Source organism: Kitasatospora sp. NPDC056731 (genome assembly GCF_040687675.1).
Classification (GTDB): Bacteria; Actinomycetota; Actinomycetes; order Streptomycetales; family Streptomycetaceae; genus Kitasatospora.
On record NZ_JBFBNR010000044.1, the window covers coordinates 1 to 21,201 of the forward strand.

At 70.5% G+C, this 21,201-nt stretch carries 17 protein-coding genes and 3 pseudogenes; 16 read left to right on the top strand and 4 right to left on the bottom strand.

Annotated features, from left to right (window positions below):
• Window positions 1-314 (bottom strand): annotated as a pseudogene (locus tag AB0R04_RS31625) (RNA-guided endonuclease TnpB family protein); the annotation flags it as partial.
• A 341-nt stretch (window positions 315-655) separates the two neighbouring features.
• On the opposite strand from AB0R04_RS31625, the gene AB0R04_RS31630 reads away from it, so the two are divergent.
• The 9 genes and pseudogenes from AB0R04_RS31630 to AB0R04_RS31670 all read left to right on the top strand — a co-directional run bounded on the left by AB0R04_RS31630 (window position 656) and on the right by AB0R04_RS31670 (window position 8,436).
• On the top strand, window positions 656-1,195 hold the full coding sequence (locus AB0R04_RS31630; protein ID WP_363377076.1) for a hypothetical protein: 540 nt from the start codon (window positions 656-658) through the stop codon (window positions 1,193-1,195).
• A gap of 439 nt (window positions 1,196-1,634) precedes the next feature.
• Window positions 1,635-2,990 carry an AMP-binding protein gene (locus tag AB0R04_RS31635; protein WP_363377077.1) on the top strand — a complete coding sequence of 452 codons (1,356 nt, stop codon included), beginning with the start codon at window positions 1,635-1,637 and terminating at the stop codon, window positions 2,988-2,990.
• 300 nt (window positions 2,991-3,290) lie between these two features.
• Window positions 3,291-4,214, top strand: a complete 924-nt coding sequence (locus AB0R04_RS31640) for an ABC transporter ATP-binding protein (protein ID WP_363377078.1) — start codon at window positions 3,291-3,293, stop codon at window positions 4,212-4,214.
• A complete protein-coding gene (locus tag AB0R04_RS31645) occupies window positions 4,207-5,001 on the top strand; it encodes an ABC transporter permease (protein WP_363377079.1) in 795 nt (264 codons plus the stop codon). The genes AB0R04_RS31640 and AB0R04_RS31645 overlap by 8 nt, the downstream gene beginning before the upstream one ends.
• Complete coding sequence (locus AB0R04_RS31650; protein WP_363377080.1) at window positions 4,994-5,782, top strand: ABC transporter permease; 789 nt, start codon at window positions 4,994-4,996, stop codon at window positions 5,780-5,782. The genes AB0R04_RS31645 and AB0R04_RS31650 overlap by 8 nt, the downstream gene beginning before the upstream one ends.
• Before the next feature lie 54 nt (window positions 5,783-5,836).
• Window positions 5,837-6,367, top strand: a pseudogene (locus AB0R04_RS31655) (SIS domain-containing protein); the annotation flags it as partial.
• Between the two features lie 126 nt (window positions 6,368-6,493).
• Window positions 6,494-7,246 (top strand): annotated as a pseudogene (locus AB0R04_RS31660) (PfkB family carbohydrate kinase); the annotation flags it as partial.
• Between the two features lie 72 nt (window positions 7,247-7,318).
• The gene (gene rfaE2, locus AB0R04_RS31665; protein WP_363377108.1) at window positions 7,319-7,798 is read left to right on the top strand and encodes a D-glycero-beta-D-manno-heptose 1-phosphate adenylyltransferase; all 480 of its coding nucleotides are present in this window, start codon (window positions 7,319-7,321) and stop codon (window positions 7,796-7,798) included.
• On the top strand, window positions 7,795-8,436 hold the full coding sequence (locus tag AB0R04_RS31670; protein WP_363377081.1) for an HAD family hydrolase: 642 nt from the start codon (window positions 7,795-7,797) through the stop codon (window positions 8,434-8,436). Before rfaE2 ends, AB0R04_RS31670 begins: the two co-directional genes overlap by 4 nt.
• A gap of 316 nt (window positions 8,437-8,752) precedes the next feature.
• Here the strand turns inward: AB0R04_RS31670 and AB0R04_RS31675 are convergent, their stop codons facing one another.
• A complete protein-coding gene (locus AB0R04_RS31675; RefSeq protein ID WP_363377082.1) occupies window positions 8,753-9,655 on the bottom strand; it encodes a CAP domain-containing protein in 903 nt (300 codons plus the stop codon).
• A gap of 541 nt (window positions 9,656-10,196) precedes the next feature.
• On the opposite strand from AB0R04_RS31675, the gene AB0R04_RS31680 reads away from it, so the two are divergent.
• From AB0R04_RS31680 to AB0R04_RS31690, 3 genes are all read left to right on the top strand, one after another.
• On the top strand, window positions 10,197-11,792 hold the full coding sequence (locus tag AB0R04_RS31680) for a hypothetical protein (protein WP_363377083.1): 1,596 nt from the start codon (window positions 10,197-10,199) through the stop codon (window positions 11,790-11,792).
• Between the two features lie 307 nt (window positions 11,793-12,099).
• Window positions 12,100-12,591: a signal peptide protein gene (locus AB0R04_RS31685; protein ID WP_363377084.1), complete on the top strand. Its 492-nt coding sequence runs from the start codon at window positions 12,100-12,102 to the stop codon at window positions 12,589-12,591.
• 719 nt (window positions 12,592-13,310) lie between these two features.
• Window positions 13,311-13,685, top strand: a complete 375-nt coding sequence (locus tag AB0R04_RS31690) for a transglycosylase SLT domain-containing protein (protein WP_244293774.1) — start codon at window positions 13,311-13,313, stop codon at window positions 13,683-13,685.
• A gap of 412 nt (window positions 13,686-14,097) precedes the next feature.
• Here AB0R04_RS31690 and AB0R04_RS31695 read toward each other — a convergent pair whose 3' ends face one another.
• Entirely contained in the window at window positions 14,098-15,381 is a 1,284-nt protein-coding gene (locus AB0R04_RS31695; RefSeq protein ID WP_363377085.1) for an amidohydrolase family protein, read from the bottom strand.
• Between the two features lie 441 nt (window positions 15,382-15,822).
• Between AB0R04_RS31695 and AB0R04_RS31700 the strand changes: the two genes are divergently transcribed.
• Both AB0R04_RS31700 and AB0R04_RS31705 read left to right on the top strand, forming a co-directional pair.
• Window positions 15,823-17,121, top strand: coding sequence for a type III PLP-dependent enzyme (locus AB0R04_RS31700; protein WP_363377086.1), 1,299 nt, complete (start codon window positions 15,823-15,825; stop codon window positions 17,119-17,121).
• Window positions 17,118-17,681: a GNAT family N-acetyltransferase gene (locus AB0R04_RS31705; protein ID WP_363377087.1), complete on the top strand. Its 564-nt coding sequence runs from the start codon at window positions 17,118-17,120 to the stop codon at window positions 17,679-17,681. Before AB0R04_RS31700 ends, AB0R04_RS31705 begins: the two co-directional genes overlap by 4 nt.
• Before the next feature lie 202 nt (window positions 17,682-17,883).
• On the opposite strand, the gene AB0R04_RS31710 is transcribed toward AB0R04_RS31705, so the two are convergent.
• Entirely contained in the window at window positions 17,884-19,224 is a 1,341-nt protein-coding gene (locus AB0R04_RS31710; RefSeq protein WP_363377088.1) for a glutamine synthetase family protein, read from the bottom strand.
• Window positions 19,225-19,751: 527 nt separating this feature from the next.
• On the opposite strand from AB0R04_RS31710, the gene AB0R04_RS31715 reads away from it, so the two are divergent.
• Window positions 19,752-20,087, top strand: a complete 336-nt coding sequence (locus AB0R04_RS31715; RefSeq protein ID WP_363377089.1) for a DUF5132 domain-containing protein — start codon at window positions 19,752-19,754, stop codon at window positions 20,085-20,087.
• Between the two features lie 499 nt (window positions 20,088-20,586).
• Window positions 20,587-21,147: an ATP-binding cassette domain-containing protein gene (locus AB0R04_RS31720; RefSeq protein WP_363377090.1), complete on the top strand. Its 561-nt coding sequence runs from the start codon at window positions 20,587-20,589 to the stop codon at window positions 21,145-21,147.
• Window positions 21,148-21,201 lie beyond the last annotated feature (54 nt).

Here is a 21,201-nt window from a genome sequence, read left to right on the forward strand (position 1 = left end):
CGCGGGACCTGGCGAAGTCGCGGATGGTCTGCTGCTGCGGAACGGACGCGCCCTCGCGCAGCCAGCTCATCGACTGCCGGGCCCCGGTCAGCATCCTGTCGAGCTGTGCGGGGCCGCACGTGCGTCTTCTCCGCGGCGGTCGCCTTGTTGTGCTTGTGGACCTTGCGGGACATCGCCACGGATTCGTTCCACACCCAGCGGCACTTCCCCCACTCCGCTTCGAACAGTGCGAGGGCGGTGGCCGACACGCGGAGCCGGTAGGTGTACCGGGCGTACCCGGCCTCACCGACCGTCGCCGTCGTCGTCGTCGTCATGAACCGCAACCTAACAGCCCCCACCGACAACAGAAGAAAGCACAGGTCAGAACAGATGTGCAGAGAACTCCGCCGCTTCACGGCTCCGGGCCGAGGACCCATTCCTCCCCGGCCTGAAGGCCGGAGCGAGCCTCCTAGGAGAAATCAGGTGAAAACCGGTGGGCGCCGTCGCCGCGCGTGTACCGCTGGCGCGGGTTTGCCGCCGCCGTCAGCGAGGCGATCATGAACCTCGATGATCATGCATCTCGAACAGGCCTCGTTCGTCACTGGCGAGATCCTGCGTGTCGACGGCGGCCAGGGCGCGGGCTTCTGAAAGAACTGGGATCGGGAGCGATCGACCTATGCGCACTCGCAAGCAGCTGACTCCGCTCGGCGCTGTCGGTGCGGGCCTGGCGGCGGGAGTGGTCGGCACCGTCTGCATGGACACCGTGCGGTTCCTGCGTCAGCGCCGGGCCGGCGGCGAACGCGACGCCCTGCACTGGGAGTTCGCCCCGGTCCGCACCTGGCAGGAGGCGCCGGACCCCGGGCAGGTCGGGAAGCGCCTGGTCGAGGCCTTCACCCGGCGCGAGCTGCCGGACAGCGCGGCGTTCCCCGTCAGCACGTTCATGCATTGGTCTTACGGGGTGGGCAACGCGGCCTTCTACGGCGTCGCCAGCGCCTCGCTGCGCAAACCCCGCGTCCTCTACGGGCTCCCGTACGGTGCGCTCGTGTGGCTCAGCGGATACGTGGTGCTTCCGATCGCGGGACTCTACAAACCCATCTGGAGGTACGACGCCAAGACGCTGGGTGATGATCTGACCGCCCACCTCGCCTACGGCCTCGGTACGAGCAGCGCTTTCTGGCTGCTGAGCAGGGTTCCCGTGTTCTCGCGACGGCTGTAGTTCGCGATCCGGCTGGTGCTGGCGCACTCCGCCACACTGCGGAGCCGGCCGCTCTGTGTCGCTGGTGCCACCCGTTGAACCGGGTCCGTCCCGCCAGGAGCGGTTCGGGTGAGCCGGAACCGGCCCTTCGGCCGTAGTCCAGGGTGGCGGCACAAGCCGCTCGAAGAACCTTGTGCGATCAGCCTGGAAGCCCGAATGAGATGACTCGACATGACGCTGCGTGCCGGCCTCTGGCGACGCCCGGCCGGAAAGCGCCCGGAGGCGGTGAGACCGGTGGGGCAGCCGAGGCATGGAGTGACGCCACTCTGGTCGGGCGCAGGGGGTTCCTGGCAGCGATTCGCTGAATGTCTCTGAGGAGTAGCGGGAGACGACTCTTCGGACTCTTCCGATTGACATGAAATGGTGGAGTGGGACTGTGCGGCGGCAATTCGATCCGTTGGTGGGAACAGAGAACGAGCGGCACTGGCACTCGCAGATGGTTCATGAGGGACTGCTCTTTCCGCAGATCTACGGGGAGCGCACGCTGTACTCCGAACTCGCGCAGCGGCCCGGACGGATCAGGGAGATGCAGCGCGAGCGGCTGACAGCGGTGCTCCGGCACGCCGTCGATGCGGTCCCGGCGTACCGGTGGACCGGGATCACGGTCGACGGCGGGGCGGATCCGTGGCGGGTACTGTCCGCCTTCCCGTTGGTGGGCAAGCGTCAGCTTGCCGAGGGCATGATCGACCACTGCGACGACGACATCGACCCGGCGGTGTGCAGGGTCCTGGAAACGTCGGGGACCAGTGGTGTGCCGTTGCGGATGATCCGCCATGACGACGCGTTCGTCCACGAGTGGGCCACCGCGCTCGTCCGGAACGAGCGAGCGGGGTTGGCGTTCGACCGAAAGGTGCTGATGCCGTGTCTCGCGCGACTCGACCACTGGTTCGAGTACACCTCTCCCGGGATGGGGTTCTCGCGCGTTGCGCAGTTCGGCACGGCCGGACGCACGGCACCCGACCGTGCCGGGTTCGCCGACCGGGCGAGGGGCTTCCGCCCCGACGTGCTGACGGGGTCTCCGCGTAACCTCATGGACTTCATGGGGCTGCTGGGGCAGCACGGCGGCCGCCTGCCGTCGGTGCGGTCCGTCGTGTCGTGCGGGGAGCTTCTCGTCCCCGCCGCTCGGGAGGCACTCGCGGACTTCTTCGGGCTGACGGTGACCGACATGTACGCGATGAAGGAAGTCGGCACCATCGCGGTGCAGTGTGCGCTGGGCTCCTACCACATCGAGTCGGAGCGGCTGTGGCTGGAAGTCGTCGACGACGATGGTGTGCCGGTGCCGGAGGGCAGCGTCGGGGAGGTCGTGATCACCGATCTGACCAATCTGGCGATGCCCCTCATCCGCTACCGGACGGGGGACTTCGGCTCGCTGGCAGGGGCGCCGTGCGCGTGTGGCCTCCCGCACAAGGTGATGGACTTGGTGGAGGGGCGGAACCCGGGGGAGCTTCGCCGGCCGGACGGGACGGCGGTCCCCGTGCTCTGGGCCGTCCGGGCTGTCCGCCGCCACCCGGTCCGCCGCTACCAAGTCGTGCAGGAGGCCGACTTCTCCGTGTCCGTGCTGGTCTCGCCCGCTCCTGCGTTCACCGCTGCGGACGCGACGGAGCTGACCCGCAGTCTCGCGGACGTCCTCGGCACGGACGTCCGGTGCCGGGTGCGGGAAGTCGACGACGGCGACTTCCACAGCACCGGCCGGCGCAAGGACGTCGACTTCGTGAGCTTCCTCCCCGACGTCGCCGACAGCCCGGGCAGGCTCTGAGCCTGGGCAACGAAGGCGACAGCAGTGACAGGGGAGGCCCGTTGTCCGATTCCGAGAGGAGGTGACCAACATGACCAAGGAGGAGCGCATCGCGCAGATCCAGCAGTTCTTTCGTGCCGACGGCGTGATCTAGCCGGTCGCCCGGCGACCCGTACGCGGAAGCCGGATTCCACCCCCGGGCCGGTACCACGCCGGCCCGGGGATCGTGGACGGGCGCATGTGATGAATCCGAGATACCGCGAGGTGACGTGTAATGGGGTTGTCGTGAGGCCGTGTCAGCCGGACGGGGAAGTCCTGCGAGTGGAGAACCTGTGCAGGGCATTTCCCGGAACCCCGCCTGTCGAGGCGCTGCGTGGCGTCAGTTTCACGGTGCGTGCCGGGGAGATCGTCGGACTGCTCGGAGACAACGGTGCGGGCAAGACCACGCTCTTGAAGATCCTCTCGACGCTGCTCCTCCCGTCAGCGGGAGGGGCTGCGGTCTGCGGTGCCGACCTGGCCGGGCAGGCACGCCGGGCACGCCGTCACATCGGTGTCGTCTTCGGCGGAGACCGGGGGTTGTACCCCCGGCTCTCGGCCTTGGACAACATCATGTTCTTCGGCGGCCTGTCCGGCCCGCACCGCCACCTGCGCGACCGCTCGCTGGCGGCCCTGGAGGAGGTCGGGCTCGCCGAGCGGGCCGAGAGCCGGGTCGAGACGTTCTCCAAAGGCATGCGGCAACGCCTCCACCTGGCTGTGGGAATGCTGAACCAGCCGTGCCTGCTCATGCTGGACGAGCCGACGATCGGCCTGGACCTCCTGGAGGGGGAGCGAGTCCGCGAGGCCGTCGCGCGGCTCGCCGGCACGGGCACGGCGGTGCTCCTCACCAGTCACTACCCGACCGACATCGACCGCCTGGCGGGCCGAGTCGTGCTGCTCGAATCCGGCTCGGTCTCCCACGACCTGCCCGTCAACGAGTTCCGGCGGCAGGCGGGTTTCACTGCGGAGGTGAGCTTGTCCGGCCCAGGCGTCGCGCCGCGTGACGCTGCCGAACTCCTGGCCAACGCGTCCGTGCGGATCCAGCAGGACAAGGACGGCTGGAGACTTGCCTTCCAGGTCGGAGCCTGGGACGCGGACGTGCTCGCCCGACTGGCCGAGGTCGTACGACGGCATCCGGTGACGGACATCGATGTCGCCTCGCCCGGCGTCGAGGCCGTGATACGACGACTGGCCGTGAATCGTGGGTGACGCCCTGCGTGCCGCGCGGACGGAAGCGTGGGCGGTGTGGCGCGCGGCCGTGCTTCAGATCAGGGAGACCGGCCGGGTCAGAACGGCGATGGTCGTCTCGGTGATCCAGCCGGTGGTCCTCCTGGCCGTAGTCTCCCGGGGAACCGCGAGTACCGACCCCGGACAGGCGACCGAGGTCGTGTTCGGTTGCGTGATGATCGGACTGTGGTCGTCCACCCTGTGGGGCGCGGGAACGCTACTGCGCCGTGAGGCGGCCCAGGGAACCCTCGCGGCACTGCTGGTTCGCCCTGTTTCCCTGCTGTCCGTCCTTCTCGGCAAGACGCTCGGGGTTGCTGCGGCGGGACTGGTGCGCACGCTGGCCGCGGTGGTTGTCGCCGTGCCCGTCCTCGGGCTGCACCCACAGCTTCCCCGGCCGTCGGCGGCCGTACTCGTCACTGTCGCGGCCGTCGCCTCCGCAGCAGCCATGGGGCTCCTCCTGAGCTGCGTCGTCCTTCTGTCCCGAGCGGGGCTGCGCATCATCGAGGCCCTCGGCTACCCGGTCTTCGTTCTCGGCGGCATCGTCATCCCGCCGGATCTCCTCGCTCCGGTGCTGCGCTGGCCGGCCCAGGCCGTCAGCCTGCACCATCTGGCCGAGCTGGTGCACGATGCCGCCCACGGCCGGGCGCCTGCCTCCGTTCACCTGGCGGGCGTGCTGATCCTGACCGTGCTCTACCTCGCCTGTGGGGTGTACGCATTCAATGCTGTGCTGCGGCGCGGCCGAGTCAAGGGGACCCTTGAGCTTGCCTGAATCCGTCCGAAGTGCGCTCACCGTCGGCCTGCGGATCTGCCGTCTCTCGGGGAAGGACTACCGGGTCGCCTCAGCCGGCTTGGCGGCGTCGTCCAGCGTGGCGATTCGGACGGTCTTCCAGGTCGCCTTCTTCACCCTCCTCGGGCAACTCGCTGGCGGAGCCACCGGACGTGCGTACGCGTTCGTCGGAGCCGTCGTCTTCGCTCCGGTCGCAGCGGTCACCAGCCACGTGTCCACTGTGGCGACCGCCGAAGTCCCCCAAGGGACCATGTACCGGCTGCGCCTCGGGAACGTCCCCCTGCTCGCCGTCATGCTCCTGCGGTCGTGGGTGTACGTCGCCGAAGGGCTCGCCATGTCACTCGTGGCCCTGGTTGTCCTTGGGCCCACCATGCTCGGCTGGCGCGCGACGGCCGACGTCGCGGCTGCGTATCCCCTCGTTCTCCTCACCACGATGGGCTGTCTCTGCACAGGAATGCTCTGCTGCGCGCTCGTTCTCCTCGGCCTGGACGAGGGAATGGCCGTCAATTTCGTCGGCTACCTCATACTGCTCTGCGGCGGCGTGGTCGTTCCTGTTGATCCGGACGGAATCCTTCACCTGATCGGCCAGGCGCTACCCCTGGGCGCCGGCCTGAACGCGGTGCGGATCGGTACGACGGGTCAGGTATGGGGGGCGGTGGCACACGAGGTGGCCGTAGCAGCGTCGTGGCTTCTCCTGACCGGCGTCCTCCTCCAGTATCAGGCCCAACGTGTTCGTCATGGCTCCGCACCCGAGTCGGTGTGACCGCGCACCCACCGGCTGCGTCCTCCCCCTCAACTCCCCTTCCGGAGGCACTTCATGGCTCCATCGGGCCAAGAACACATCCGCGCCCTCGTCCAGGCGCTGCACCACCTCGACACCGATGTCCTGGACCGCTGGGGTCGGATCCTCGCCCCCGCCCTGGCCGCCGGGAGGCGACTGCTGGTCGCGGGCAACGGCGGGTCAGCAGCCGAGGCCCAGCACCTGACGGCCGAACTGGTCGGCCGGTTCCGCGCCGAGCGCGCCCCGCTCTCCGCGATTGCGCTGCACGCCGACTCCTCATCGGTCACCGCCATAGCCAACGACTACGGGCCCGAGGAGGTCTTCGCCCGGCAGGTCCGTGCACACGGGCGCCCTGGCGACGTCCTGCTCCTCCTCTCCACCTCCGGTACCAGTCCCAACGTGCTCGCCGCCGCCCGCGCCGGCCGGGAAGCAGGCCTCACCGTATGGGCCTTGACCGGCCCCGGCCCGAACCCCCTCTCCGACGTGAGCGACGAGGCGGTGTCCGTGGACGCCGCCCAAGCCGCCACCGTCCAGGAATGCCACCTGGTCGCCGTACACCTGCTGTGTGCCGGCATCGACACCCACCTCACCGGACCCGCTCCCTCCGCCGACACACAACCGGACGGCCCGCGTCGACTGGTGGTGGTCGGCGACGTCTTGCTGGACCGCGACATCACCGGGACCGCAGACCGCCTCTCCCCGGAAGCCCCCGTCCCCGTCGTCTCCGGCACCCAGACCGTCAACCGGCCGGGCGGCGCCGGGCTGGCAGCCGTCCTCGCCGCCCGGACCCCCGGCTGGCGCGTCACCCTCGTCTGCGGTACCGGGCACGACGAATCCGGGGCGCAGGTACGCGCCCTGCTGGGCGAAGCCGGGATCGAGGTCATTGATCTGGCAACCGGCGGGACCACCCCGATCAAGACCCGCATCCGCACCGCCGACCGCACTGTGCTCCGGCTCGACACGGACACCTGCCCACTTCCACTCGGACCGTTGCCAGAACTGGCGCATGCCCGGCTGGCCACCGCCGAGGCAGTCCTGGTGTGCGACTACGGGCGCGGCATCACCTCCCACCCGGAACTCCGCCAAGCCCTCACCTCTGCCGCAGCCGGCCGTTCACTGGTGTGGGACCCGCACCCCAGAGGCACAGCGCCGGTTCCCGGCACCGCCCTGGCCGTCCCGAACGCCGAGGAGGCATTCGCCTTCAGCGGACACACCGGACCTCGCGACCTGGCGGGCGACACGGCCCGCGCCGTCCGACTGCTGGCCATCTGGCCCGTGAAGCAGCTGGCGATCACACGCGGCCGCAACGGCGCGGTCCTGGTCACGAATCCCGACGGCCACCCCCTGGCAGTCCCGGCCAGATACGCAGCCGGCGACACCTGCGGAGCCGGCGACCAACTGGCGGTCACCGCAGCTATGACGCTCGCCGCCGAACGGCTGCCCTCCCACGCCGTGGCCGCAGCTGTCGAAGCTGCCACCAGCTACATCGAAGCAGGCGGCCCTGCCTCCCTGGCCGTCGTGCCCGCCCCCTGGTGCACGGGCCCGCTGGAGCGCGCCGCCCGGGTACGCGCGCAGGGCGGCAAGGTCGTCGGGGCGGGCGGCTGTTTCGACCTGCTGCACGCCGGCCACCTCTCCCTGCTCGACCAGGCCCGGCGCCTGGGCGACGTTCTGGTCGTGTGCATCAACAGCGACGCCTCCGTTCGCCGCCTCAAAGGCGAGAGCCGGCCGGTCGTGGGCGAACGCGAACGCGCCATGCTGCTGACAGCCCTGAACTGTGTGGACGGCGTGATCGTCTTCGACGAGGACACCCCCGCAAGGGTGCTGGCCGAGCTCCGCCCGGACATCTGGGTCAAAGGCGGCGACTACGCAGGCCAACGGCTCGCCGAAGCCGACCTCGTCGAAAGCTGGGGAGGAGAAGTCGTCACCGTGCCGTTCCTCGACGGCCACTCCACCACCGGCCGGATTCACCACGTCGCCCAGCGGGCGGGCGTCAGATGATCCTCGGCGGCAGCATCCCGGTCACCGGCACGGCCGTATTCGTCGGCCAGCACACAGTGACGGCCGTGCGACAGGATGACCCGAGGCACAGGCCGCATCCGGAACGGCGCCGGAAGGCCGTGTTCCTCGACCGCGACGGCACCCTGACCGAACCCCGCCACTACCCCTCCCACCCCGCCGATCTGGTCCTCCAACCAGGCATCGAGGCACCACTGCTGGCCCTCCAACAAGCGGGCTACGCCCTCGTCGTCGTCACCAACCAGAGCGGTGTGGCCCGCGGGTTCTTCACTGCGGAGACCATGAGCGCCATGCACGACCGGTTGACCCTGCTCCTCGCCCACCACGGCGTTCATCTCGATGCCATCTACGCCTGCCCTCACCACCCGGAAGGCACCCTTCCCGCGTACCGAAGCGCCTGTCAGTGCCGGAAACCGGCTCCGGGAATGCTCCACCAAGCCGCCCACGACCTCGGACTCGATCTCACCCGATCCTGGATGGTCGGAGACTCACCAAGCGACGTCGCCGCCGGTCAGCGAGCCGGAACCCGTACCGCCCTCGTCGGCCGCCAAGCACTCAACTGCCCATGCCCGGACCTCCAGTCCTCGACCACTTGCGACGTGCTCCGCCAACTGATCTGACGGCCGAGGGCTGCTCGGAGCCGCGACGCTCTCCGAACCGCTGGCGGGACACCGAGGGCTGCAGCGGCACCAGCCGGCCTCAGCCCGGACTCGCCTGCATTCCGGCCAACAGACAAGCACCCTGGTCCGCCGGCACCGCTCCGGAGACGGCCGGGACGACCCTCACCCTCGAACGTCCAGCGCCGCCACGGCGCGGAGAAGCCCGCGCATGGTCCCGTTGCCGCGCATGGCGACCCGCACCGGCAAGGGCAGGGTGGTTATTCAGTGCCGCGTCGCCCGGTTCCGCCTTGTGCCTCAATTCGCCAAGGAGCTGTCCTTAGTCGATGAAGTCTTGTGTGAAATAGAAGTAAGTGGCTGGGCTCCCGTCGGGAGATGTGCCGGGACCATAGGACGTTCCCAGGCCGGCCCGTGTGTGATTTCGGTCGAGGAGGTTGGCTCTGTGTGCTGGTTCATTCATCCACCAGTTGAACGCATCCTGGGGTGTGGGCGGAGGAGCGTTTCCTGAGGACCATCCGAAGTAGACGTTCTCGCTGCCGGAAATTCCGACGGCTCTCATGATCCGGTCTGGTGGTGTACTGCCGTCCGATCCCATGTGGCCGGGCCATCCGTTCCATAGCTGGTCCTTCAGGCCGGGGTGGTCGGCGAGGTCCTGACTGTGGGCGCGTGTTGCGCCGACGAGCGCCGCGTCTATCGATACGTCCGGGGACCCGTTCTGCTGGCGGGCGCTGTTGACGAGGTCGAAGGTGACCAACTCCTGCCAATCCATGTAGACCTGGGGTTCATCTGGCCAATGGTCGATGACGAATGTCAAGCCGCTCGCCTGGTGTCCACCACCCGCAGCGCATGTGCCCTTTTCTGGAAAACCGTCGAAGAACATGGCGTAGCAATTGCCGCAGTACCGCCAGTTCGTTTGCTGGGTCGGGGCGTCTCCTGAACCGTCATGCCGGACGGTGCACATGTAGCCGCTCGCCTGGTGTCCGCCACCCGCAGCGCATGTGCCCTTTTCTGGAAAACCGTCGAAGAATAAGGCGCAGCAGTTGCCGCACCGGCGCCAGTTCGTCTGCTGGGTGGGGGTCTCCGTCGCGTCGGAGGGGAAGCTGTATGCGAAGCCGAAGGCTTTGTGTCCTTGGCCGGCAGGGCATGCGCCTTTCTCCGGAAGAATGTCGAAGAACAGGGTCTGGCATTTGTAGCAGGAGCGCCAGTCGACCAGATTGGTCATGGGATCCTCCAGGACTTGACGCAAGACCTGTTGGTTCTTGCGGGCCCCCTCGGAGTTGTAGCGGGGTGGGGTGCCGGACGGTGCCGCCCCTCCCAGGATGGCGCGCAGGAAGCACCTACGCACGGCGCCGATGGGCGCTCGGCGGGAGCTGGGGGAGCAGCTGCAGCTGGGTGTGCGGCGGTCGCAGGTGGATCCGCCGCCCCGGTGGCCGCGGCTGGCCCCGCGTGGCCCTTCGCCCAGGCCCGCGCTCAGTCGAGGCCGGCCTCGAAGCGGGCCTCGAAGCGGGGCCTCGGGGACCGGCGACCGGATCATCCCGAGTGCGTCAGGACCAGACGGTGACCTGCTCGGATGCCGGTCCCTCGTCGGTTCGCGCGGGGCGTTGCGACACGCGGGGTTTCTCATTGTCCCGCTACCTCGAAGTGATCGGGTATGGGCGTCTAATTGTGGTTTGTCATGATTTTTCGTCAGGTGTCCTGTGTCGCTTGCGCCTTGTCGCGCGGGGGTGCGGGGCGCTTTGTTGTGAGGAGAGGTGAACCTGCGGATGAGCGCTCGTACTCGTGGACAGGGCGATCCGCCGTGGTACCGGGTCAGCCGTCAGTGGCCCGTGGCCGTGTTCAACAGGGCCCTGGCCGGTGAGGCGACCCCGGGCGGTGCCGTCGTCGCATCCGATCCGGTCGGCTCGGGTGGACGGCGTGGGGAGCGCGGTGCGGGGGTGGTGTCGGTGGGGAGCGCGCTGCTGTCCGGTATGGCACTGCTGGCGGCCACGGCTCCACAGGCGACCGCCGCGCCGGTGGGGGCCGTGCCGGTGCGGACGCAGCGGACTGATCCGTCGCAGACCTTCACCTTCACCGGCGCTTCGCAGACCCTGACGGTTCCGGCGGCGGCGGTGGTGACGATCACCGCGGACGGCGCCGGCGGCGCCGACAACACCGGTACCGCCTGTTCCGTGACGGGGGCCGGCGGGGCGGGGGCGCGGGTGGTGACCACCCTGCCGCAGACCACCGTGTCGACGACCTTCACCATCAACGTCGGCGGCACCGGGGGCAAAGGCTGCAACGGCACCGGGACGCCGGGTGCCGGCGGGTTCAACGGCGGCGCCCCAGGGGGAGGTTTTCCGCTCACCGGTTTTCGTTTCGAAGGCCCGGGTGGGGGCGGGGCCTCCAGCGTCAGTACGGGCGGCTCCCTGCTGGTGGTCGCCGGGGGCGGCGGTGCCGCCGGCGGCACCGGAGCAGGCTCCAGGGGAGGGAACGGGGGCAACGGCGGGACAACGCCGGACGCCACCGGCGGCACCTCGGGAAGTGCCACCGGCCCCGGGGCTTCGCCGGGGCAGGGCGGGGGCGGTGGCAGCACCAGCACGAGCACCGGGGGTGCCGGCGGGGCTGCCGGCACCGTTCCGCTCTGTGCGGTCATGAACGGCGGGCCGGGGAGCGGGTTCTCGGGTGCCACGGTCGGTACCGGTGGCACCGGGGGCAGCTTCGACGGCGGCTGCGCCGCTTCTGAGATCGCTACTGGTGGCGGCGGTGGGGGCGGGTACTTCGCCGGCGGGGGCGGCGGCAGCGGCGCCGTCAACAACAGGGGCACCTCAGCAGGTGGGGGAGGGGGTGGTGGGGGCAGCAGCTTCGCCGCCCCCACGGGTAGCGGCACGAGCTACGCGCTCTCGACGATCGGGACGGCGAACCACAGCGGCCAGGTGATCATCTCCTACACGGTCCCGTCCCTGACCATCACCAAGACCCACACCAGGCACTTCACCCAGGGACGGGACGGCACCTACACCATCGCCGTCGGCAACGCCGCCGGGGCCGCTCCGACCGACGGCACCACGGTCACCGTGCACGACACCCTCCCCGCAGGGCTCAAGGCCGACAGCATCAGCGGCACGGGCTGGACCTGTGACCGGGGCACGCTCACCTGCACCCGCAGCGACGCCCTTCCCGCCGGGAGCAGCTACCCGCCCATCACGCTGCAGGTCGATGTCTCCTGCCGGGCCGACGACGAGGTCACGAACACCGCGACCGTCACCGGGGGCGGCGACACCACCACCCACACCGCCACCGACCCCACCACGATCAAGCACCACAAGCACGACGAACACGACGAGTACGACATGCGCTGCGACCACCACGAGCACTGGTAGACCAGCCCGGGGCCCGACGGGACGAAGCACCGGCCACCAACACGGTGGCCGGTGCTTCGTGCTGTCCGGCGAGGGGTCCGAAGGTGTGACCTGGCCTGCTTGCAGTGCTCGCTCCTGGAGGGCCCTGGGCGAGGCCGCCGGTCCGGTGCGGATGCGCGCTGGGCCATTGGTGTGCAGGGTGGATGAGTACGGTCCGGGCTGCTAGGCGGCGGCGGTCCGTCCAGCCGGGGATGCGTTCGGCGGGCGGGTGATCGCCCGGCCGCCGGTGAACTTCCCGGGAGCGCCGTCGACGACCGAAGGAGACGCCATGTCCACCTGGAAGATCCTCCGCCGGGCTCTGGCCCCGACCGCCCTCGCCACCGTGCTGGCCGCGGCGTTCACGCTGCCGTCGCCGGCGCTCGCCACGGAGGCTCTCGCCCCGCAGGTGGCGGCCGCTGCCGCGCCGGTCTCGTTCGTCGGCCTGCCCGACCGGCCGCTGCCGACCGACCACGCGGCGCACCCGATCACCGTCACCTACCGCAACGACTCGTCGGCGGACCGGACCGTCGCCCCGCAGATCCTCGTCGAGTCACCGGACAACGGGCCCTTCCTCGCCCCGAGGGACATCAAGCTCGAGGTCCTGACCGGCGGCCACTGGAAGACCGTGCGGCTGGCCAGCGAGACCGGCACGCTGTACACCGACCTCACCCGGGCGAAGCTGGTCCTCCACAGCCATCACACCCTCACCCAGCGGTACCGGCTCACCGTCGTCAACGCCGGCCCGGGCACGGTCCAGCCCAGGGTCGCGCTGTACGCCTGAAACCCTCGGGGCTTCGCCGGCCGCGTGGGCCGCGTGGGCCGCATCGAGGTGCCCGGCGACTCGCACACGGCCACGAACGACGCCGGGACGTCTTCGGAGCGGGGGATGCCGGCGGGACGGGCGTCTGGGTGGTGGCCGGCCGGGGTCCTGCGACGGCTTCGCGCCCTGTCCGACTGCCGCCGTGCCGACCAGGGGGCCCGACAGCTGTGGCGACGCCCCGTGGTGCCGTTCCCGCGTCGGCCGGGTGTGGTGGCGGTCTCAATGGCGGCGGATCGGTGGTGACTCGGCGTGGTGGCGGCGGGTCGGTCGGTGATGGCGCCGGGGCTGGGGCCGTGAGTGCGCTCACATGCGAATGCGGTGTACGACGACGGATAGTGGTGTCCGTTTTGCACTATTTTGCAACTATTTGGTGTGTTATTGGGGGGCGTTTGCGCAGGCCGGGAGGGTTCGGCGCGCTCCGGGCGGCCCGCCTCTCGAATCAGTGCCGGTCTCTTGGCTACGACGGCGGGTCGTAGCGAGGGGGTCTTGGCGAGCGCCGATCCGGTCTGGCAACTTTGCATTCATCGCCAGCCACACCGGCTCCTGTCCCACCGGTGAACGGCTTACCGCCGAGTCACACCCCGCGACCGTTCGGCCCCTGTCCGGCCACGGTCGAGGCGGGGAGTGACACCGGCCCAATTGATTGAGGTCTTCTGTATATGCCCGCTTTCAAGTTCCGTATGCGTACCTCTGCCGTGATTCTCGCCGGTGCCGCCGGTGTGACCGCCCTCGGTGCCGCGGTGGTCCCCGCCGTCGCCTCGGCCGCGGACGCCTCCCCGCAGGCCCTCGCCGCGCAGATCGTGCCGGCGGACCAGCTGGCCTCGTTCAGCCAGATCATCTCCCACGAGTCGGGCTGGAACGTCACGGCGACCAACCCGAGCTCGGGCTCCTACGGTCTGGGCCAGGCGCTGCCGGCCTCCAAGATGGCCTCGGCCGGTGCGGACTGGAAGACCAACCCGTCCACCCAGATCAAGTGGTCGCTGGACTACATGAACACCCGCTACGGCAGCCCGAACGCCGCCTGGAACTTCTGGCAGGCCAACCACTGGTACTAAGCCGACCATTCGGCTTCCCCTCACCCCGGGGGCCGGACAGGGGCAACCGGAGTGACCCACGAAGGGCCTGTGCCAGCGCATCTGCGCGGGCACAGGCCCTCGTGTCGTCTCCAGGCCGTTCGAAACATCCCGATCGGCAGCAGTGCACCCTGCGCCGACGCCCGGCAGCGCATCGCCGGGCGTCGCCGGGCGTCGCGTCCGTCGGTGGCCTGACGTCCTGGTCGTGTCCGGCATGTGTCGGCGCCCACGCCCCCCAGTGTCGGAGACCGAAGTCAGGCGCACCCGCCGCCCGGGTGCCAAGCCGCTCACCCCGGAGCGGACAGCGGAGCTCTCCGAGTGCCCGGCACGCCTGACCGACCCACAGGGCTGTGACGGACCGCCCGAGCCGCAGGCAGGCGGAAACCGGTTCGGGTCAGCCGAGCTCGTTCTTGTGGACGACGCCGTCCTTGACGATCAGTCGCAGGTTGCGTTCGGGGTCGGCGAGGACGGACAGGTCGGTGGTCGGGTCGCCGTCGACGACCAGGAGGTCGGCCCACGCTCCCGGCGCGATGACGCCGAGCGGCGCGGCGCGATAGGGGTCTCGGCGGCCGGACAGGCGGAAGAGCTCGGCGTTGCCGGAGGTGGCCGTCCGCAGGGCCTCGACCGGGCTGAGGTAGCTGCCGAGCCGGACGAGCATCTCGTTCTGCCGGTGGGCCTTACCGGGGTCGAGCACCAGGTCGGTGCCGAAGGCCAGCCGAACGCGGTGCTTCACCGCCCAGGCGATGGTGCGGGCGACGCCTTCACAGACCTCGCGATTCTTGCGGTCGCTGTCCGGAGAGGCGTAGTGGTGGTCGTCGACCTCGAACGGTTGGGTGCTCAACCACACGCCTTGCTCCGCGAGGTAGCGGATGGTGCCCTCGTCGACGAGGTGCCCGTGCTCGATGCAGCGCACTCCGGCCCGCACCGCGCGGCGGACGCCTTCGGAGGTGTAGACGTGCACGGTCACGTAGGTGCCCCAGTCGGAGGCCGCGGCGACGGCGGCCTCCAGCTCGGCGGTGGTGAACTGCAGGACGTCCAGCGGGTCGAACTCGGAGATGACGCCGCCGCCGGCCATCAGCTTGATCTGGGTGGCGCCCTTCTTCAGCTGCTCGCGCACCGCGGCGAGCACCCGTTCCGGCCCGTCGGCCACCCGGGTGAACCCGATCTGTTCGGTCCGGGCCGGTGGCCCGCCCAGGGCGGTCGGGGCGTCGTGGACCGTCCCGAAGTCGCCGTGGCCGGCGGTCTGGGAGATGGCCGCCTGGCTCGGGTAGATCCGTGGGCCCGGGAACAGCCCGCGGTCCAGCACCCGCCGGAGCGGCTCGGTGTCTCCGGCCATGTCCCGCACGGTGGTGAAGCCGCGCATCAGCATGTCGCGGGCCGCGGCCAGGGCCTGGTAGTGGAGGGTGCCGGTCGGTGCGAGCTGGAGCTCCGCCATGGTGCCGCCGATCGCGAACAGGTGGACGTGTGCGTCGGTGAGGCCGGGGAGGAGGGTGCGGCCTCCGCCGTCGAGCACCGTCGTGCCTCCAGGGAGGCCGGGCGGGAGGGGGCGGCCCAGTACCACCTCTGCGATCCTGTCCCGTTGGACCCGGACGTGCCCCGGCACCGACTCCGCTCCGATCCCGTCGAAGACGCGCACGTTCGTCACCAGCAGCCCGGCACCCGAGTCGTCGACACCCATGCCGTCATCTTCGGCTGGTCACGGGGTCGGGACCAGCGGGACGGGCCGATCCACCGAGGCGACGCTCTCACCAGTTCCTCGACAGCGTCCGGTGGGACCTGATCGTCAAGGCCGTGGAGGCACACGCTGACGCCGTTCGGGTGGTTCTGCATGTCGAGCGGTGGCCCGGGGCGGGGCATGGAGAGATGGGGATCGGCGCGGAGATGCCGAGCAGGGGCTCGCGCTCGCCGGCCTTCGCGCCGGTCAGGTCGTGCGGGATGCGCAACGGGTGGTGGGGCAGGCCCTGGAAGTACGTAGAGTGCGGCGGGGAGAGGGAGTCCGGGTCAGGCGTCACAGCCGACCTTCGGACTCCCTTGCTTCATTTCATGCGTGCCAGCAATCCCTTGGCATCAATCGTCTAGTCGGACCGGAAGTTCACACGTGAGGCCTCAGACCATCGATATGCGCCAGACCGCCGAACCCCACCTGATGGCCGACCATGGCAGAACCGGCTACCGCGCCCCGACCACGTCGGCCACCGTGCACGCATCCACCACGTCCCTCCCCGGCCAGCGCGACCGCACCGCCCTGCGCGCCGCGCTCGCTGATGCCACCGAGGACACCATCGTCTACGACCTGGACGGCATCGGCCGTCAGTACGCCGCACTGTGCGCCGAACTTCCCGGCGTGGCCGTCCGGTTCGCGATGAAGGCCTGCCCGGTGGACGAGGTGCTGGACCATCTCGCCGCGCTCGGCTCCGGCTTCGACGCGGCCAGCCCGCAGGAGATCGCCCAGGCGCTGCGCACCGGCGTCGCACCCGAGCTGATCCACTACGGGAACACCGTCAAGTCGGACCGCAACATCGCCGAGGCGTACCGGCTGGGCGTGCGGGACTTCGCCACCGACAGCCTGGAGGACGTCGCCGCGATCGCGGAACACGCCCCCGGATCGCGGGTGTTCTGCCGCATCGCGACCACCGGTGAGGGCGCGCTGTGGGGCCTGAGCCGCAAGTTCGGCTGCTCGCCCGAGGACGCCGTGCGGGTGCTCGGTGCCGCCCGGCCCGCAGGGCTGGTGCCTTCCGGCCTGTCGGTGCACGTCGGCTCCCAGCAGATGACCGCCGGGGCCTGGTTCGCGGCGATCGACTCGCTGACCGCCGTCCTGGAGTCGCTCAGCCGGCGCGGCATCGTGCCGAGCCGCATCAACCTCGGTGGCGGACTGCCCGCCCTCGGCGTCCTCGACCGGCGCGGCCGGCCGCTGGAACCGCCGCTGGACAAGATCTTCGTGGTGATCCGGGAGGGCATGGACCGGCTGCGCGCGGTCAACGCCGCGCCGCTGGAGTTCCTGCTGGAGCCGGGCCGCCACCTGGTCGCCGACCACGGTGCGATCCGCGCGCACGTCGCCCGGCTCACCTCCCGCCGCCGCCTCGACGGTACCCCGGAGGACTGGCTGTACCTCAGCTGCGGCAAGTTCAACGGCCTGTACGAGATGGACCAGTTGCAGTACCGGCTGGAGTTCCCCACCCACCCCGGCGGCCAGTTCGTCGACGCCGTCGTCGCCGGTCCGACCTGTGACAGCGACGACGCGTACGCCCAGGAGGACGGTCTGGTACGGGTCCCGCGCGCGATCGCCTCCGGCGACCCGGTGTGGGTCCACTCCTGCGGCGCGTACGCCTCCGCCTACGCCACCCAGGGGTTCAACGGCTTCGCGCCGCTTCCGTACACCTGCGTCGGCGGCCCGGACCCGGACGGAGAAGACTCATGAGCGACACCCGGATCCGGCTGCTCCGGGACGAGGACTGGGACGAGGTGGTCGCGCTGGAGGAACGCGCCTACGCCGCGAGCGGCCTGTCCGAGGGACGGGAAGCGCTGCGCTCCCGGCACCGCGCCTCGCCCTCGACCTGCTTCGTGCTGGAGCACGCGGGCGGCTTCGGCGGCTACCTGCTCGCCCTGCCGTACCCGCTGTCCCGTTGCCCGGACCTGAGCCTGGCCGAGGAGGGCGCGGAACAGGAGAACGGCCGGGAGAGCAATTTGCACACCCACGACCTGGTGATCGCCGAGTGGGCGCGCGGACAGGGCCTCGCCCGTCGGATGCAGTGGCATCTGGAGGAGACCGGGCGGGCGGCCCGCTACCGGACCCTCTCCCTGGTCGCCGTGCTCGGCGCACAAGCCGTGTGGGCAGCCCTGGGCTACCGCACTCGGCCCGAGATCGGGCTGCCCGCCAGCTACGGCGCCGGTGCCGTCTACATGGCGAAGCCGCTGGAACCCGCGGTCACCGATCCGGCTCCCGAGTCCTCACCGGGACGCCGAAGTGGACTGATGTAGACGTCCCCCGTGCCCGGCGATTCCGCCCCACTCGACGGACGACGCCACGCCCGCGACCGAAGTGGTCGCGGGCGTGGCGCCGTCCGAGGAAGCCCCGCGCCTTCCGGGGCGGCATCCTGCTGGGTTCCGTGAAGATCCCCGGCGACGCGCGGTCTCCGGTCGAGCCATCGCCCGGGAGCCGGCGCAGTGGGGCCGGTGCTCGTCAGTAGCGCCAGCGGACGGCCTCGATGACCTCCGCGTCTGTGTGCATCGCGAACAGCTCGGCCTCCGCGCGACGGACGGCCAGCACGGTCTCGTACAGCTCGGGGCCGAGCGCCTGCCGCAGCACGTCGGACTTCTCGTACACGTCGATCGCCTCCGGCAGGCTCGCCGGGAGGCGCTCGGCGGAGTCGAGGGCGGCGGGGTCGCTCGTGGTCTCGGGCGGAAGGGGCAGACCGGCGTCCAGGCCGGCGAGTCCGGCGGCCAGCACGCCGCCGATCGCCAGGTACGGATTGGCGGCGGCGTCGAAGCACTTGAGCTCGGCGTTGGCCTGCCGGGCCGTGGAGCCGGCGATCAGGCGCAGTGCCGCCTCACGGTTCTCCAGGCCCCAGCAGCGGTAGGCTCCGGCGAAGTGGGAGGGGACCAGCCGCAGGTAGGAGGCGACGCCGGGCGCGCCGAGGGCGAGCAGGGCGGGCAGCTCGGCCAGGACGCCCGCGAGGAACTGCTCGGCCTCGGGGTGCAGCCCGTGCCGGCCGGGACCGCCGTGCGCGAGGTTCAGGCCCTCTCGCCAGAGGCTGAGGTGCAGGTGGCCGCCGTTGCCGATCGAGCCCTCGGTGAAGACGGGCGCGAACGAGACCCGCAGGCCGTGCCGGGCGGAGACGGCCCGGATGGTGTGGCGCACCAGCATCGTGGTGTCGGCCGCCTCGACCGGCCCCTCGGCGGCGACCGAGACCTCGAACTGCCCGGCGGCGTACTCGGGGTGGACCTGGAGCACGGCCAGTCCCTGGGCGGTGAGGGCGCGCAGTACCTCCCGCAGGTAGTCGGAGTGCTCGATGAAGCGGGTCATCCCGTACGCGGGCCCGGTCGTCGCGGGGGCCCCGGCGGCATCGGCCACCACCCACTCGATCTCGATCCCGGCCCGCACCGAGAGCCCGCGCCGCTCGACGGCCTCGGTGACCCGGCGGGCGAAGTGGCGCTGGCAGCCGGGGTGCGGGGCGCCGTCCTGGGTGTAGCGGTCGGCCGGGGCCCAGGCCCAGCCGGGCTGGGCGGCGAGCGGGGTGAGCCGGTCGAGGTCGGGGACGAGTCGCAGGTCGCCCACCGGGCCGGTGCTCGAAGGCGTCGTCGTGAAGGAGTCGTCCACCAGGGAGACGTCGAAGCAGGGTACGGCGCCGACACCATACTCGGCGGCGTGTTCGAGCTGGGCGAGCGGAACGGACTTCACGCGGGTGAGTCCGGAGTTGTCGACCCAGCCGAACACCACCCCGTCGATTCCTGCGGCGGCGAGCTGGGCTTCGGCCTCCCGGGCCTGGGCGGCCCGCTCGGCTGGGGGGTGCGTGGTGGTCATGCCGCCCATGCTGGCGTTCGCGGCAGTCGGCGGGCCAGCCGCCGGCCGGGAGTTCACTCGTCCGTGATCGGCCGGAGCTGCGGCGTGACACAGGAACCGCCCGGTGCGTCTTCGGACGATTGCCGGGGCCGGCCCGGCGTTGTGCCGGGGGGCGCCGACTCGATGGGCTGGGGCCGGCCGAGCGCGGGAGGGTGGCACGAGAACTCGGCGATCGCCATTGATCTAGAAATATGACGATAGGTCTAATTGAGTGGCGAACCTTCAGTCAATTCGTGGCGGTTGGTAGTTCGGATTGCACTCGGCCGGGTGAATCCCGTTGAGGATGTTTGGTTTTGACGGGAGCGATTCGACTACGGTGGCGGAGGATCGGGCGGTTGGCCTCATCGGCGAGGAAATCGGTTCGGCGGGAAATCCGCGACGTGAGCCGACAATCCCGAAAAGGAGTTCTACCGCCGGTCCTGCTGTGCGTGCTCCGGCAGTTCGCCGTGCCCGGGGTCCCCTGTCATACGTAGAGAGGTTGGAACACCATGCCGCCCGTAGTTCCGCCGTTCCTGATCGGTCTCGTCGTCTCGCCACTGGTCAAGCGTCTCCTCAAGCCGCTGGTGCGAGGCGTCGTCAAGACGTCCGTCGGGCTCGTCATGGAGGTGAAGAAGGCGGCCCACGAGGCCGGGGAGAACATCCACGACCTCGCGGCCGAGGTGGCCGCCGACGTGTCGGCCGCTCAGGTCACGTCCGGTGACGGCCATCGTGCGGCTGGGAACGCGACCCCGAACGCCGAGAGGGACGAGGCCGCCGCCCGGGCCGAAGCCGAGGTGAGGGCCTCGAAGATCCGTACGACCGTCGGCGCCGGAAGGGCACACTGACGCACTGGCGCGACCTGACCCGCCGCCTGGACGCACGCCGTGACCGAGCTCGCGAGCTGTGTCCGCGCGGTGGTCGGCCGCGGGCCTTCCGGCCCCATCGGCCGCCCCTTCAGAATTCCCGCTCCGTCACATTGATCCGTCGTGCCCGATGCCGGATCGCCCATGACCTCCGCAAACAGGTGATCGTACACATGCCATCTCTGCTGGGTTCCGCAGCCGGATTCCGCTCCATGGATCTGGACGCGAGCCCGCGCTCGGTCATTCCGGGCCGCCAGCGCTGGGACGTCAGGCTGGTTCTCGGACGGCCCCGGACGGCCGAAGTCCTCGCCGCGGCCCTGCGGCGCGTCCCAGGGATCAGCGAGGCGCAGGCGAGCCCGGTCACCGGTGGGGTCCTCGTCCGGTACGAACCGCAGATGCCTGCCGCGGATGTCGGCCGGATCCTGCGCCGGGCGGTCGCCCGGGTCGCGGCGGTGCCGGTCAGGACAGGACGTCCGGCGCCGTGTTGTTCGACGGGCGGGACGTGTCCGACGTGCCGAGCCGGGTCCTGCGCGACGCGATCGGGTTCGTCGCGCAGGACCCGTTCCTCTTCGACGGCAGCATCGCCGACAACATCCGCTACGGCAGCTTCGCGGCCTCGGACGAGGCCGTCGTCAAGGCCGCCTCGATGTCCGAGGCGCACGCCTTCATCGCGACGCTGCCGGACGGCTACGACACGGTGATCGGCGAACGCGGCGCCGCGCTCTCGGGCGGCCGGCGGCAGCGGATCGCCCTGGCCCGCGCGATCCTCAAGGACGCGCCGGTCGTGATCCTCGACGAGGCCACCTCCGCCGTGGACAACGAGACCGAGGCCGCCATCCAGCGCACGCTGCGCGGCTTCGCGGTCGACCGGACGATGGTCGTCATCGCCCACCGGCTCTCCACGGTCCGCCATGCCGACCGGATCTACGTCATGGACAAGGGCGGCGTCGTGGCCGAGCAGGGCACCCACGACGAACTCCTCGCCCGGCACGGACTCTACGCATCCCTCTGGCAGCTCCAGGCCGGCGAACGCGCCGCCTGACCGCAGAAAGCCGCACCGCCCGCTGACCGTGTGACGTCACCGCGGTCGGCGTGG